Source organism: Algibacillus agarilyticus (assembly GCF_003286125.1).
Classification (GTDB): Bacteria; Pseudomonadota; Gammaproteobacteria; order Enterobacterales; family Alteromonadaceae; genus Algibacillus; species Algibacillus agarilyticus.
The window spans coordinates 17,591-32,576 of sequence record NZ_QMED01000027.1 but is presented as its reverse complement, the minus strand read 5'-3'; the positions used below and the strand labels follow the sequence as shown (position 1 = coordinate 32,576).

At 38.9% G+C, this 14,986-nt stretch carries 18 protein-coding genes; 6 read left to right on the top strand and 12 right to left on the bottom strand.

Annotated elements, in window-relative coordinates; genetic code table 11:
• Together DPX34_RS17065 and DPX34_RS17060 are read left to right on the top strand one after the other, a co-directional pair.
• The gene (locus DPX34_RS17065) at positions 1–363 is read left to right on the top strand and encodes a VanZ family protein (RefSeq protein ID WP_111979661.1); all 363 of its coding nucleotides are present in this window, start codon (positions 1–3) and stop codon (positions 361–363) included.
• Positions 324–1,232, top strand: coding sequence for a ketopantoate reductase family protein (locus DPX34_RS17060; RefSeq protein WP_111979660.1), 909 nt, complete (start codon positions 324–326; stop codon positions 1,230–1,232). The genes DPX34_RS17065 and DPX34_RS17060 overlap by 40 nt, the downstream gene beginning before the upstream one ends.
• A gap of 5 nt (positions 1,233–1,237) precedes the next feature.
• Here the strand turns inward: DPX34_RS17060 and thiL are convergent, their stop codons facing one another.
• The 10 genes from thiL to dapA all read right to left on the bottom strand — a co-directional run bounded on the left by thiL (position 1,238) and on the right by dapA (position 10,133).
• Positions 1,238–2,209 carry a thiamine-phosphate kinase gene (gene thiL, locus DPX34_RS17055; protein WP_111979659.1) on the bottom strand — a complete coding sequence of 324 codons (972 nt, stop codon included), beginning with the start codon at positions 2,207–2,209 and terminating at the stop codon, positions 1,238–1,240.
• Positions 2,210–2,285: 76 nt separating this feature from the next.
• The gene (gene nusB / locus DPX34_RS17050; protein WP_111979658.1) at positions 2,286–2,708 is read right to left on the bottom strand and encodes a transcription antitermination factor NusB; all 423 of its coding nucleotides are present in this window, start codon (positions 2,706–2,708) and stop codon (positions 2,286–2,288) included.
• A 9-nt stretch (positions 2,709–2,717) separates the two neighbouring features.
• Positions 2,718–3,182, bottom strand: a complete 465-nt coding sequence (ribH, locus tag DPX34_RS17045) for a 6,7-dimethyl-8-ribityllumazine synthase (RefSeq protein ID WP_111979657.1) — start codon at positions 3,180–3,182, stop codon at positions 2,718–2,720.
• Between the two features lie 97 nt (positions 3,183–3,279).
• The gene (gene ribBA, locus DPX34_RS17040; protein ID WP_111979656.1) at positions 3,280–4,389 is read right to left on the bottom strand and encodes a bifunctional 3,4-dihydroxy-2-butanone-4-phosphate synthase/GTP cyclohydrolase II; all 1,110 of its coding nucleotides are present in this window, start codon (positions 4,387–4,389) and stop codon (positions 3,280–3,282) included.
• Between the two features lie 16 nt (positions 4,390–4,405).
• Positions 4,406–5,059 carry a riboflavin synthase gene (locus DPX34_RS17035; RefSeq protein ID WP_111979655.1) on the bottom strand — a complete coding sequence of 218 codons (654 nt, stop codon included), beginning with the start codon at positions 5,057–5,059 and terminating at the stop codon, positions 4,406–4,408.
• Positions 5,060–5,061: 2 nt separating this feature from the next.
• Positions 5,062–6,168, bottom strand: coding sequence for a bifunctional diaminohydroxyphosphoribosylaminopyrimidine deaminase/5-amino-6-(5-phosphoribosylamino)uracil reductase RibD (gene ribD / locus DPX34_RS17030; RefSeq protein WP_111979654.1), 1,107 nt, complete (start codon positions 6,166–6,168; stop codon positions 5,062–5,064).
• Positions 6,165–6,635: a transcriptional regulator NrdR gene (gene nrdR, locus DPX34_RS17025; RefSeq protein WP_111979653.1), complete on the bottom strand. Its 471-nt coding sequence runs from the start codon at positions 6,633–6,635 to the stop codon at positions 6,165–6,167. The genes ribD and nrdR overlap by 4 nt, the downstream gene beginning before the upstream one ends.
• A 79-nt stretch (positions 6,636–6,714) precedes the next feature.
• Complete coding sequence (gene glyA, locus DPX34_RS17020; protein WP_111979652.1) at positions 6,715–7,971, bottom strand: serine hydroxymethyltransferase; 1,257 nt, start codon at positions 7,969–7,971, stop codon at positions 6,715–6,717.
• A 191-nt stretch (positions 7,972–8,162) separates the two neighbouring features.
• Complete coding sequence (gene bamC, locus DPX34_RS17015) at positions 8,163–9,242, bottom strand: NlpB/DapX family lipoprotein (protein ID WP_157964772.1); 1,080 nt, start codon at positions 9,240–9,242, stop codon at positions 8,163–8,165.
• A gap of 12 nt (positions 9,243–9,254) precedes the next feature.
• Positions 9,255–10,133 carry a 4-hydroxy-tetrahydrodipicolinate synthase gene (dapA, locus tag DPX34_RS17010; protein ID WP_111979650.1) on the bottom strand — a complete coding sequence of 293 codons (879 nt, stop codon included), beginning with the start codon at positions 10,131–10,133 and terminating at the stop codon, positions 9,255–9,257.
• Between the two features lie 151 nt (positions 10,134–10,284).
• Between dapA and DPX34_RS17005 the strand changes: the two genes are divergently transcribed.
• Positions 10,285–10,806 (top strand): glycine cleavage system transcriptional repressor, encoded by a 522-nt coding sequence (locus DPX34_RS17005; protein ID WP_111979649.1) that lies wholly within the window; start codon positions 10,285–10,287, stop codon positions 10,804–10,806.
• Positions 10,807–10,845: 39 nt separating this feature from the next.
• Positions 10,846–11,316 (top strand): thioredoxin-dependent thiol peroxidase, encoded by a 471-nt coding sequence (gene bcp / locus DPX34_RS17000; protein WP_111979648.1) that lies wholly within the window; start codon positions 10,846–10,848, stop codon positions 11,314–11,316.
• Between the two features lie 62 nt (positions 11,317–11,378).
• Here the strand turns inward: bcp and DPX34_RS16995 are convergent, their stop codons facing one another.
• Both DPX34_RS16995 and DPX34_RS16990 read right to left on the bottom strand, forming a co-directional pair.
• Positions 11,379–12,440, bottom strand: coding sequence for an AI-2E family transporter (locus DPX34_RS16995; protein WP_111979647.1), 1,062 nt, complete (start codon positions 12,438–12,440; stop codon positions 11,379–11,381).
• A 26-nt stretch (positions 12,441–12,466) separates the two neighbouring features.
• A complete protein-coding gene (locus DPX34_RS16990) occupies positions 12,467–12,685 on the bottom strand; it encodes a sulfurtransferase TusA family protein (protein WP_111979646.1) in 219 nt (72 codons plus the stop codon).
• Between the two features lie 90 nt (positions 12,686–12,775).
• Between DPX34_RS16990 and DPX34_RS16985 the strand changes: the two genes are divergently transcribed.
• Both DPX34_RS16985 and DPX34_RS16980 read left to right on the top strand, forming a co-directional pair.
• Positions 12,776–13,486, top strand: a complete 711-nt coding sequence (locus tag DPX34_RS16985; RefSeq protein ID WP_198673740.1) for a hypothetical protein — start codon at positions 12,776–12,778, stop codon at positions 13,484–13,486.
• A gap of 1 nt (position 13,487) precedes the next feature.
• Positions 13,488–14,960, top strand: a complete 1,473-nt coding sequence (locus tag DPX34_RS16980; protein WP_111979645.1) for a M48 family metalloprotease — start codon at positions 13,488–13,490, stop codon at positions 14,958–14,960.
• The last annotated feature ends 26 nt before the right edge of the window (positions 14,961–14,986 follow it).

Here is a 14,986-nt window from a genome sequence, read left to right as displayed (position 1 = left end):
ATGCGTAACCCTTATTTTTTAGCCCTATTTGCCCTTGCTATTGTGGCTTTCACTGTTTTATTTTTAAAGAAAGTACCACATGGCCTACAAAGCTATACACATTTAGATAAATTGGCACACTTTGGTATTTTTTTCATCCTCAGCTTTGCGGTTAACAAAGCGTTTACTTACGATATTTACACCAAAGCCATTTCATTAGTAATGTATGGCGCTGCCATTGAAGTTATTCAATCTCGGATCGCTAACCGCAGTGGTAGTTGGTTAGATTTATTGGCCGATGCGGTTGGTATCGCTACTTTTTTCTTAATGTTGAAATATAACATATGGCAAAAAATTACACAGTGGTGGGCCAAGGCGCCATAGGCTCTTTGATTGCATACCAACTTTATCAAAGCCAACTCGGCTTTAATGTTGTTCTTAAACAAAAGAACCAACACAGAAAACCAAATATTTTTATTGATTTTGCAAAAAATGAAACGGACTTTTACACTCAGTTATTGCCTGATGATGAGTTAATCACGACGCTTTTTTTACCGTTAAAAGCTTATGATATTGTGAGTGCATTTAAGCAAGTAAGTCATAGGCTATCACCTAATGCTTGTATAATCTTATTAAATAATGGAATGGGTGTCGCTGGGGCGATCAAACCCTTTTTAAAACCTAAACAAACTTTACTCTTGGCCTCGGTAACACATGGGGTGCTGATTCAAGACAACAAAATAATTCATACAGGTTTGGGCAACATCTATCTGGGTTTTGCCGATACAACCACAAAAATACAGCCCAGCACGATCAAAAGCCTAATTAAACAGATAGCGACAATCGAATGGCAAAACGATATAGCCAAATCACTTTGGTTAAAACTCGCCATTAATGCGTGTATTAACCCGATCACCGCCATAAATCAACAACGTAATAAATCGGTATTGCAACCGGCATATTCAGTACTCATTCGTGATTTATGCCAAGAAATAAGTCAAATAGCAGCAACACAATATATAAAATTGTCGGCCCAAGAATTGGTTGAAGCCGTAAAAAAAGTCGCGCATGCAACAGGAGACAACTACTCTTCGATGCGTCAAGATATTGCGAATAACCGTAAAACCGAGGTTGAATATATCAACGGCTATTTAGTCAAAATAGCGCAAAAAGAGCAGATAGAATTAGTCAATAATCAACGGTTATACGAACAAGTTAAGGCATTGGAACGCAAACAAACAATTACGTATTGATCACGTTAGAAGTGCTTAAAGCCATCAGCCTTAGCTAAATAAGGTTGGCCTTCGTGTAAACACTCAATGGTTGGGCTTTGCTCATTCGTCGCTGTAAAAGAACCAATTCGACTTAACGTTAATCCTAAATTTTGCGCTATTTTTTGAATATCAGCTCTTTTAGATTGAGGAGCGGTAAAACAGAGCTCATAATCATCACCACCACTTAATGCATATTGCACCGCTTTTTGTGGATCCACAGACGTTCTAAGTGCGACCGATAAAGGTAGAGATTCAATATGTATTTGGGCATTTAAACCCGACTCTTGGCAAATATGACCTAAATCGGCTAACAGACCATCTGATATATCGAGAGCGGCATGCGCAACATTTAATAATGCTAAACCAAGCTCGACTCGCGGAGTCGGATAATCAAAGCGTGTAATTAAATATTGCTCACTATCGGTATACTTAACTTGTTCAGCTAATAATACCTGTAGCCCCGCAGCTGCGTCACCAATCGTGCCTGAAACATAGATATCATCATCTAATTGCGCCGCATTGCGCTTCAATGCCTTACTTGGCTCAACATCACCCATCGCTGAGATCGTAATAGACAACGGCCCCTTGGTTGTATCACCACCAATTAATGCAATATTATGCTGTGTAGCTAATTGCCACATGCCTTCACTAAATTCGGCTAACCAATTTTCATTTAAAGCCGGCAAAGTAATGGCTAAATTAAACCACTTAGGCATTGCCCCCATCGCCGCTAAATCACTTAAATTAGTGGCTAACACTCGATGCCCTAATGCATGAGGTGAAATAGTGGGTAAAAAATGCACGCCTTCAACTAAAGTATCAGTCGTAATGGCCAAAGCATGTTTAACAGGCGCTAATAATGCACAATCATCACCTTTATCAATAATAATGTCAGCTGCAGATTCGGCCGAAACATAACGATAAAAGTAAGTTTTGATTAACTGAAATTCATTCATGTGATGAGTGTGTTTTAGAGGGAGAGTATTGCAGTATTATCAGCTGAGTTAATGCTGATAATACCACTGGCGGGTGTTACTTAAACTCTTCTTTACGAATAAATTTAACCGCTTTATCTAATACGCCGTTAACGAATTTATGGCTATCATCAGCCGCAAATAATTTTGCCACTTCAATGGCTTCGTTTATAACGACTTTATAAGGTACTTCTCTGCACTCACAAAGTTCATAAGTTGCAACACGTAAAACGGCTTTTTCAACTAGATCAACTTCGTCAATAGCTCGTGCTAAATGCGGTTTATAAGCAATATCAATACTGTCAAGATGCCTAAAAACACCATTAACCAATTTTTCAAAGTATACTACGTCAAATTCATTAACGTTGTTTTCTTCTTCCATCGATTCAATAATGTCTGAAACCGCATTATTGGTTATTTGCCAAGAATAAATGGCTTGAGCCGCAAGTTGTCTGGCTTTTCTACGCTGTGAACCTTTCAATTTTATACCTTAAATTTGATCTAAAACGTTAACCATTTCAATGGCTGTAAGAGCCGCTTCAGCGCCTTTATTTCCGGCTTTAGTACCCGAACGCTCAATAGCTTGCTCAATTGACTCTGTTGTAATAACACCAAAAGCAACAGGAATAGTATATTCTAAGGCTACACTTGATAACCCTTTACTTGCTTCACCAGCAACAAATTCAAAATGTGGTGTACCGCCGCGAATAACAGCGCCTAATGCAATAATGGCATCATATTTACCTGACGCCGCTACTTTTTTAGTAACAACGGGAAGTTCATGAGCACCAGGTACACGAATAAGTGTTATATCTTCAGCACTTACATCACCGTAACGCTTGAGTGCATCAACCGCACCATCAACTAAACTTTCAACAACAAAAGCATTAAAACGAGCGATAACTAAAGCAAATTTTTTACCTTTAGCAGAAACTTGACCTTCGATAACCTGCATGAATTTTCCTATTTTAAACGTGAGTATATTTTTCGGCGTAGTCTACCAAAAAGTAGACCAAAACACCGTATAATTTTGTATTAAGTTGGTTGTTAATTTATTCAGTTACGTATTCAACAACTTCTAAACCGAAACCTGATAAGGCGTGATAACGTTTAGGTGCACTGAGTAAACGCATTTTGCCAATATTTAACGCCGCTAAAATCTGAGAACCAACCCCAACAGTGCGTGAAGTACCCACAGTTGATTTCGTTTTCACTTTTTTACCTACATCTTCATTAGCAAAACGTTCTACGATATTAATTAACTCATTAGCGGATTCATTTTTGCCGAGTAATAAAACGACACCGCCCTCATCTGCTATTTTTTTCATCGCCCGGTTTAAAGACCAATGACTATTATTATCACGAGTAGAGCGTAATAAATCATTGAAAGTATTTATCAAATGTACACGGACTAAAGTTGGTTCTTCAGGTTTAACATCAACATTTTTCAATACAAAATGGATTTGATCATCAATCGTGTCTTTAAAGGTAATTAAATCAAACTCGCCATACGCGGTGGGTAGTTTACACTCAGCTATTTTTTCAATCGTTGTTTCAGTCACATTGCGATGCTCAATTAAGTCAGCAATCGTACCTATTTTTAATTGATGTTGTTCAGCAAATTTTTCTAAATCAGGTCGACGTGCCATGTTGCCGTCTTCTTTAAGAATTTCGACAATCACCGCGGCAGGTTCACATCCAGCTAAACGTGCAAGATCGCAACCCGCTTCGGTGTGACCGGCTCGATTGAGTACACCGCCATCTTGTGCCATTAATGGAAAAATATGGCCAGGTTGAACAATGTCTTCTGGTAACGCATTTTTAGCAACGGCAGCGAGTATTGTAGTCGCACGATCAGCCGCCGATATGCCCGTGGTAACGCCCTCTGCGGCTTCAATAGAAACCGTAAAATTAGTTGCAAATGCCGCTTTATTACGATCAGACATCAATGGTAGGTTTAATTGAGCACAGCGTTCCGCGGTTAAAGGCATACAAATTAATCCACGGCCATGCGTTGCCATAAAGTTAATGGCTTCTGGTGTGACAAATTCAGCGGCCATGATCAAGTCGCCTTCATTCTCACGATCTTCATCATCCATTAAAACAACCATTTTACCGTGTTTAATGTCTTCAATTAATTCTGCTGCGGTATTTAATTTCATGCGAGATCTCTAAAATTTATTTAATAAAGCCAGATTTAGCCAGCAAGCTCATCATATTATCATCTTGTGCTTGTGGCGTTTTATAATTCATTAATCGTTCTAAATAGCGGGCTAACATATCAACTTCAATATTAACCAAGCTGCCACTATTCCATTCATTTATTGTCGTTTCACTTGTGGTATGAGGAATAATCGTTAATCTAAATTTATTACCGCTAATTTCATTCACCGTTAAGCTAATACCATCAACCGTAATCGACCCTTTTTCGGCAATGTATTTAGCTAAATTTTCTGGGGCGGTAACCCAGTAGTCTGTCGAATTAGCCTGTTTATTAACCGATGCTATTTCAGCCACACCATCAACATGACCACTGACTATATGTCCACCCAAACGAGTTTGGGGTGTACAGGCTTTTTCTAAATTAACGGCACTGCCAATACTTAATTGAGCAAGCTTTGTTCGTTGAACGGTTTCACTTGAAACATCAGCTGAAAAAGAACTGTCATCAAATGCGGTTACCGTAAGGCAAGTCCCATTAACCGCGATAGAGTCGCCTAATTTAACATCTGACATATCTAGTTTGCCGACATTAATATTTAATTTGAATGCTTGACCTTGTGATGCCAGTAATTTTATTTTACCAACGGCTTCGATAATACCTGTAAACATATCTATTTTTTTACCAATACTAATTTTATATCTGAGCCAATTTGGGTTACTGATTTATAGTGCCATTGGCTCGCATTTTTCAATGAGACGACATTCGGTAAATTGACCATTCCAAGTGTATTTTCACCCATTAACAAGGGGGCTTGATACACAATAAGCTCATCAACTAAATCATTCTCAATAAAAGCCCCTGCCATATGGGCACCGGCTTCAACCCAAACTTCATTAATTTGCTGTTGGGCTAATTGTTCTAGTAAATGATTTAAATCAACTTTGCCATTACATTCATTTACATGCAGCACGCTAACATTAGCAGAATAATCTTCAGTTGAACGCTCAACTAGAGTGGCAACAGCAATCGGCCCTGATACAGAGAAAAAAGGATTATCAGCACTCACCCGTAATTTACTATCAACAACAACGCGTAATGGCTGGCGTATATTGTGAGTTGGATAAGGCCGATTAAGCTGTTCAGCTCGTATATTTAATGAGGGTTGATCAACTTCGACCGTGCCGGAACCCGTTATAATAGCGCAACTTAGCGCACGATAATGTTGAACATCGGCTCGGGCTTCAGCACCGGTTATCCACTGGCTTTCGCCTGAATGCATCGCTGTTCGCCCATCTAAACTTGACGCTAACTTAAGTCGAACGTATGGTTTTTTTTCTGCCATGCGTTTAATGAAGCCAAGGTTCAGCGCATTACAATCTTGTTCTAAACAAGGATAGTCGACGTTGATACCTGCCGCTCGTAATTTTTCAATCCCCTGTCCTTGAACAGATGGATTAGGATCAATCATACCGACAACGACTCTTGAAATACCGGCCTCGATGAGCCCATCGGCACAAGGCGGTGTTCGACCAAAATGCGAACAAGGCTCAAGTGTTACGTAAGCTGTCGCGCCTTGAGCTTGACCCTTAATTTGTGCAAGTGCATTGCGTTCAGCATGGCCTTGACCCGCTTGAATATGAAACCCTTGCGCAATGACATTGTCATTTTTAACAATGACACAGCCGACTCTCGGATTGGGAGAGGTTGTATATAATCCTTGCTTAGCGAGTGCAACCGCTTGTGCCATCCACTTACGATCAGCATGTGTGACAGTCATGATTTTGGGTTAACCCCTGTTATATTCAAATTAGCAATGGCTTCGCCAAATTCTTTAATATCTTCAAAAGATCGATAAACTGAAGCAAATCGAACATAGGCAACTTGATCGAGTTTACGTAACGACTCCATCATCAAATTACCAATTAATTGGCTTGAAACTTCTCGTTCACCTGTCGCTCTTAGTTCAGACTTAATTCGGTTAATGAGCTGTTCTGCCTCTTCAACACTGACAGGGCGTTTTTCTAAAGCCCGGATCAAACCATTACGTAGTTTATCTTCATTAAAAGGTTCACGTGTGCCATCGGTTTTAACAACACGAGGCATCACTAATTCGGCGGTTTCGAAAGTGGTGAAACGTTCATTGCAAGCAATGCATGTGCGGCGACGTCTTATTTGATGTCCTTCGCCAACAAGCCGACTATCGATCACCTTGGTATCTTGAGCTGAGCAAAACGGACAATGCATGCCGTACCTTCAAACTAAACATAAACAAAAGGTCGCTATAAGCGACCTTAAATGGGTGTAACTAAGTTCAGTATAAAAACTAAGCGTAAACAGGTAAACGTTTACAAACGTCTAATACTTTTGCTTTTACCGTATCGATTACATCTTGATTTTCGATGTTGTCTAATACGTCACAAATCCAACCGGCTAACTCTTTCGCTTCTGCTTCTTGGAAACCACGACGCGTAATTGAAGGCGTTCCGATACGTAAACCAGATGTCACAAACGGTGAACGCGGATCATTAGGTACTGAGTTTTTATTAACCGTAATGTTAGCAAAACCTAATGCAGCATCTGCATCTTTACCTGTAATATCTTTGTCGATTAAATCAACTAAGAACAAGTGATTTTCAGTTTTACCTGACACAACTCTGTAGCCGCGCTCTTGTAAAACAGCAACCATCGCTTGTGCATTTTTAATCACTTGTGTTTGGTAAGCTTTAAATTCAGGTTCTAATGCTTCTTTAAAAGCAACCGCTTTTGCTGCGATCACGTGACATAAAGGACCACCTTGACCACCAGGGAAAACAGCACTGTTTAATTTTTTCTCAATCGTTTCATCAGATTTAGCCGATAAAATTAAGCCACCACGTGGACCCGCTAATGTTTTATGAGTTGTGGTTGTCACCACATCAGCATAAGCCATAGGTGAAGGATATACGCCAGCTGCAATTAAACCTGCAACGTGAGCCATATCAACCATTAAATAAGCACCCACTTTATCCGCGATTTCACGGAATCGAGCCCAGTCAACAATACCTGAATAAGCAGAAAAGCCCGCAATAACCATAGCGGGTTTATGCTCTAATGCTAAAGCTTCAACTTGATCGTAATCAATCTCGCCTGTGGCTTCATTTAATCCATATTGAACAGCATTATAGGTTTTACCTGAAAAGTTCACATGTGAACCATGAGTTAAATGACCACCGTGTGCAAGGCTCATTCCTAAAACCGTATCATGTGGCTTAAGTAATGCTTGAAAAACAGCCGCATTTGCTTGTGAACCAGAATGAGGTTGCACGTTAGCATAGGTAGCGCCGAATAATGTTTTAGCTCTTTCGATAGCTAAACTTTCAGCCACATCAACATGCTCACAACCACCATAATAACGCTTACCAGGGTAACCTTCTGCATATTTATTGGTTAATTGTGAACCTTGAGCTTCGAGTACTCGAGGGCTACAGTAGTTTTCTGAAGCGATCAGCTCGATGTGTTCTTCTTGACGAACGGTTTCAGCTTGAATTGCTTGATATAATTCAGGGTCAAAATCAGCTATTTGCATGCTGCGAGTTAACATGGTGTCTCCTGCTTAAAAATGTCTTAGGTAACCGGGATTGTATGGCGCGTATTGTATAGTTTTTAACAGAATCTGCCTACTATAAAAATCAACTAAATAAGTCAGTATGATGTTGAATTTTTTACAAGATAGATTCGAAGCGAAATAAGGTGATGATTTGGCACTTGATATAAGCCAAGTGCCAATTGAACTTAATCGATGTTCTTACCCATAATCTCTATGAATTCAGGAAACACCTGCTTAAGAATATCATTAGATACCGCTTCTAAGTTATTAGTCGTGAATACAACTTCGGTTTCTGTTTCTTTTCGAATTAACTCAATAACATAATCGCCAGGTTCAAATGCCAGTTCAGATTGTTTTTCTTCCCCAAATAGCGAATCCCACAACCCAACATTCTTTTTGTTAATTCGGCCATAAACACGACCTTCAATTTTATTCAAATCAGTAATAACAAAACCTAATTTGTTCATGGCATCCAAAGTGCGTAACCAAGCATGACCAAATCGAGCTTTGACGATCATCGACATTTCGTCATTCGTATCGGTATACGTTTCAACAACGACCCCTTTAGCGTATTCAGCCCGACGTTGTTCAGCAGCTAAACGCAAACGGTAATCAAAATGTCCAATCAAACTGTTTAGCATATCAGTTGCTAAACCAGGGTTTTCTTCCGCCTTAAGTGATGAAGCGCGAGTAAAACCTTCAGCTTTTCGTTCAATTAAATCAACTTTGACCGTACCCGTACGACCATGAGGCTTCATATCGACTTTAAAGGTAAAGCGACGACTTTCAACAACAATATCGGTTTCCCATAACCACCAACCGGTTTCAATAACATGCGGAACCCAACTTGTTTCGATAAAACCAGTCGCACGATCAGATTTAACTAATGGAATATTTTTGTCTTGGAAATAATGCGTGAAAGCATCCCAGATGGTTGCTTCAAGGTTGGCTATGTCTTCAGTTTGCTCAAACCAAATTGTCGAATGGGGGTCTTGCTCATCAACTCGACTACCTTCAGCCAAAGCCATTAATAAACGCGGAGGAAAAACAGAGATAGATTCACCAATACTGCGCTTAACAACAGTCGATGGAATGTCGAATTCTGGATTATGTTTAGGTTTATCAAGTCCTTCACTAACAACAATCGGTTGGCTTACTTTAGCATTGATATATTCAAAGCTGCCTTCTGCCTTTTTAGGAGCAACAGTACAAGCTGAAATAGTGAGTGATGCTAAAGCAATTATAAGTTGATGCGCAGTTTTCAAAATGTCTCCCGACTACAATAAATTTGCATTTTTTAATGCTTCTTCGATTACGTTTTGGGTATTTAGTTCCGGTTCAACTAAAGGTAATCGATAAATACATTCTGGAATAAGGCCCATTTTGCATAAAGCCCATTTTACAGGCACAGGGTTTGATTCAACAAACATAGCGGAATGAACCGCTTTTAAACGTTGATCAATCGCATCCGCTAATTCAAAATCACCCTCTACAACCGCATTACACATTTCAGCCATTTCTTTAGCCGCAATATTATTGGTTACAGAAATAACCCCATGACCACCCAGTTTTAAGAAGTCTAACCCCGTCTCATCATCACCGCTTAATAATATAAAACTATCATCAACCAATGCTTGAATATCTTTTAAACGTTGTAAACTGCCAGTCGCTTCTTTTATACCAATAATTTTAGGGTGCTTAGCAAGTTCAGCAACGGTTTCAGGTAACATGTCTACCGCTGTGCGCCCAGGTACGTTATATAAAATTTGTGGCACATCGGTGCTATTCGCAATCGCTTCAAAGTGCTTTATCAAACCACGTTGTGATGGTTTATTGTAATAAGGTGTTACATTTAAAAAAGCATCAACACCTAAAGGGGTGATTGCTTTCGTTAATTCTATTGCTTCAGCTGTTGAGTTACCGCCATTACCGGCAATCACTTTAACTCGGCCTGCCACTTGTTTAACAATGGCAGTAACCACTTTGATATGCTCGCCAACAGGTAATGTTGCGGATTCACCCGTTGTGCCAACAGCAACAATACCATGCGTGCCAGCCGCAATATGATGTTCCACCAAAGTCGTTAATGCCGTAAAATCGACATCACCAGACGATGTCATTGGTGTAACTAATGCAACTATACTTCCACGAATCATTTATTCATCCTCATTCAATCAAGCGCACTATGGTACTTGGCATTGAAACTAAAGACAAGAATCAGCAAAGAATTCAAAGCCATAATAAATAATTTTTATGTTACTATGTGTAAATTACTCAATTTAACTTACTTTCATACAGTTTAAATCAATGTCAGAACAACTTGTTGTCACCTCAATTGGTACAAATCGACGCGGTATGGTAAACGAAATTACGTCGCTTGCAGCTGCAAATGAACTCAATATTTTGTATAGCCGAATGGCCATCATGGGTAATGAATTTACCTATGTTATGCTGGTTGAAGGCTCATCAATGCGGATTAATCGTTTTGAAAGCGCTTTTATTAACTTATGTGCCCGGCTTGATTTGATGAGCGTTGTCAAACGAACAAGCAATCATCGCAAGCAAGAAATAGAACAACGATGTGGTAAGTTAACCTACACGGCTTTGGATAAACCCGGTCTGCTGTCTAAATTCACGCAATATTTTGCGCAACAAGGTGTTAGCTTGGCTAATTTGCGTTGTGAAGGCATTCCCATTGATGCAGGTAAAGGTCAAGCCCTGACTGAAATTGCTTTCAATAAACCTGAATCCTGGGACCCTGATGCATTTGTTGCCGGTTTACAGCAACTGTTAGATGAAATGCAAGTTCAAGGCACAATAGAAATTTAAATATCGAATTACTCTCGAATTAAAATATATAGGTAAAATATGCAACCAATCGAAGTCGGCACTATCGCCCCTATTTTTTCTTTAAAAAATCAAAATGATGAGCTCGTTAATTTGGCCGATACAATCGGCAAGCAATATGCGCTCGTTTATTTTTATCCAAAAGCATCAACCCCGGGTTGCACAGTGCAAGCCTGTAATTTACGCGATAGTGATCAAATATTAGCAGACTTAAATGTTAAAGTATTTGGTATCAGTCCCGATCCGGTCAAGCGTATTACTAACTTTGTCACCAAACAATCTCTTAATTTCGACTTATTGTCTGATGAAGATCATGCGATTGCCGATGCGTACGGTATCTGGGGCCTGAAAAAGTTCATGGGCCGTGAGTATGATGGCATACACCGTATTAGCTTTTTAGTTGGTTTAGACGGTAAAATAGTGCATGTTTTCAATAAATTTAAAACGAAAGATCATCATGAAGTAGTGATTGATTTTATCAAGAATATGTAATCAATAAAAAACATATGATACAAAAAAGGCGCTAACAGCGCCTTTTTTGATTTTGTTTTTAATTAATTTTCTTCATTAACGACAGCAGGCCATGCATTTATAACCGCTTTAACTAAAGCAGCCAAAGGGATAGCAAAAAAGATCCCCCAGAATCCCCATATCCCACCAAAAAATAAAACAGCGATAATAATCACAACAGGGTTCAAATTAACCGCTTGAGAAAACAAAACAGGTACAATCACGTTACCATCAATACCTTGGATGATACCGTAAGCTATCATCACATACCAAAACTCAGCGCTGATGCCAAATTGAAACAAAGCCACCATAGCAACTGGAATTGTCACGACGGCAGCACCAATATAAGGAATTAACACGGAAAGCCCTACCGCGACCCCTAATAACACAGCATAACGTAAATCTAAAAGCCAAAATGCGATCACTGACGCAATGCCAACAATGAAAATCTCAATTACTTTGCCTTGAATATATTTTCCTATCTGCAGATCCATTTCCCCCCAAACTTTGATCGCTAACCGACGATGGCGAGGAATAAAACGCAATGACTTTCTCAAAAGCTCGTCTTTATCTTTCAGCATAAAAAAGATCATTAAAGGCACGAGCACTAAGTAAATAAGCACAGCAACTAAATTAAACAAAGACGAAAACGAGATTGATATTAACGACTTACCAGCTTGAACCATCTGTTGTGTAATATCATTAATAAAAGTAGCCGCTTGTTCTGAGCTTATTAAGGTTGGGTATTTATGTTGTAATTCAAAAAGGTATGTTTGACCATTTTGTACAATTTGCGGAAATTCCGAGACTAAATTAGCGGCTTGTTGCCATATCAGAGGTGTTAAGCCTAATAACATAACAACGGTTAGCCAAATAAAAACAAACAGCACAGAGACAACAGCAAAAGTGCGTCTAACTCCCCATTGGGTTAATTTGCAAACGGGCCACTCTAATAAATAAGCGATCACAAGCGCAAATAAAACGGGCGTTAAAATGTTGCCTAAAAAATAGAGAATTAAAAAAACAAGCAGTAAGATTGAGGCTAAACCAATCGCATCCGGATCAGAAAATCGTCGATAAAACCAATTAGATAACGCGTTGAACACTTAAATATCCTTTTTATTGTTATAGATCATATTTTGATGTTTATTTCAGTTTCGTGTGATGACAATTTATTGATTGAAACTTCATAACCCATTTTGTTAGCCCATTTAGGAATATCAGCACGAGAGCCTGTATCAGAAACAATAATTTGAATCTTATCACCTTGATTTAAATCTTTTAATTTAAGTTTTAATTTTAATAGCGGCAGAGGACAAATTAAACCTCGTGCATCTAATTTATGTGACATTTGAAGCCTTTGGGTTTAAGCTAAAAATGGATATGAATATAAACAATATAACCTAAACCACTTGAGACCGAAAACATTTTGAGGATCATTATGTCAGACAGCTCGATAAACCGTCCTGAATTGCCTGCAAACCACAAAGTAAAGGACATCAATAAGTTTAAAAAGCAACTTAATTGGGGTGATATGCCCGCTTTTTATCACTTGGTATCCTCATCCGTCAGTGAACTTGAAAGCTTAGGTTCCATGGGATTCGATAACGCCTTAAAACGAATATTGGATAAACATAATTGGAACTTAGACTTACTCGATGGTTATATCGATAAAGACAATGAAGTGCATGTAAAAAGATTGCCGCGAATTTCGATGTATCAAGTGTTTACTGAACGAGGTTTTGAGATCCATTGCTTCCCTTTTGCCAAAAATAAAGAAATAGATCAATATATAAAAAATCACCGTTTAGTCGAATTCAACACATGGGATCCAGGTTCAATGCGCTTGCTTTGCCGCATTAATATGTTGCATCAATTTATTGCGTACTCTTTTCAAAGTGGTGATAAAGCAGACAATGCTTTAATTAAACATACCATTAAATTAGTTAATATTTTAATCACTTATATGAAAAACCATGTAAATGTTGTTAAAGTGGATGGCATTACAATAGAGCAATTTTATGAGCAACAACGTAAGCTGCTTGATGAGTATGATATGGATGAGCTTGAATTAAGTGATCTTAAAGGGAACACTATCGCCTTTGACGAGTCAAACCTATCTACAGAGCCTTCATTCAAAAAAGATAAATAACGTGATCCGACAAACAATTTGTAAATATTTGCCCCAAATAGTGTTATTTGCCCTCACTTTCTCGATCGCGCCAAGCGCCTACAGTGTTAACCAGCAAGACAAAAATATCTTACCCGAAATGGGCACTGTCGCGTCTTCTACATTATCAATTGAAAAAGAAAAAATAATGGGCGATATAATACGTCGCCAATTAAGAGCGCAAGCCCCGGTTATTTACGATCCTCTTTTAAGTGAATATTTAAGCCATTTAGGTAACAAGCTCGTCGCAAAAGCAGATGATGTCAAATACCCCTTTCACTTTTTTGCACTAAAAGAACCAAGCTTAAACGCTTTTGCAACTTTTGGTGGCACCGTCGTCATACATAGCGAAACCTTAATTGAAGCTCAAACAGAAAGTGAGTTTGCTTCGGTGCTTGCTCACGAAATAGCACACGTTACACAACGTCATATAGCCCGTAAAGGCGAACTTAATGCTCGTTCAAGTGCGGCCTCAATGGCGGCATTACTCGGTTCAGTTATCTTAACCATGATTAACCCAAGCGTGGGTACCGCGGCATTAATGACAACAACTGGCGCACAGCAACAAATGGCACTAAATTATACTCGGCATCATGAAAAAGAAGCCGATCGAATTGGTTTGCAAACATTAATACAAGCTGGATTTAACCCTAAAGGCGCTGAAACCTTTTTTGGTCGACTAGCCGAACAACAACGATACACAACTAAAAAACCACCTATGCTTTATTCTCATCCGTTACCCGAAGCGAGAATGGCCGATATCAAAGCACGAGTAGACAGTTTACCTTACCGTTTTTACAGCGATAATGATGAGTTTCAATTTATAAGAACTCGTACTTTAACTCGCAATACTTTAGCACCTGACTACCATGAAAAAGCGTTTAAGCATCATTTAAAGTCAGCACAAGGGTTAGATAAAATACTCACGCAATATGGGTTAGCACTGGCTTTAATTGATCTTAAAAAATACAGTGAAGCTAAAGCACTCATCGATGAATTATTAACGCTTGATCCCAATAATTTGCACTTTGTTGATGCTTTAACTGATGCGATGATAGGTTTAAATAAGTTTGATGAAATCTTCACCCTATTAGATAACTATTTACAAAAACGACCAAACAACCAGGTTATTGTTTTAAATTATGCCAATGCACTGACCTATGGCAAACAATACAACCAAGCCATCGATTTACTAAAAGATTTTATTTTATTGTACCCTGAGCATCATTTAGCTTGGCAACTGCTCACCGAAGCCTACTTAGGTAATGAACAAGCTAGCCAATATCATCAAGCTAAAGCAGAGGTGTATGCACAAAAATTGGGGTATTTAATTGCTATCGATGAATTACACACTGGCTATAACAAAACGCCAAAAGAGAACATAGCCGATAGAAAACGTATATCAGCTCGTATTAAGCAGTTCAGAGAAGCACAAGACAAGCTTACTCAACTATAACCCAAACAATTAACAAGAGACCTACC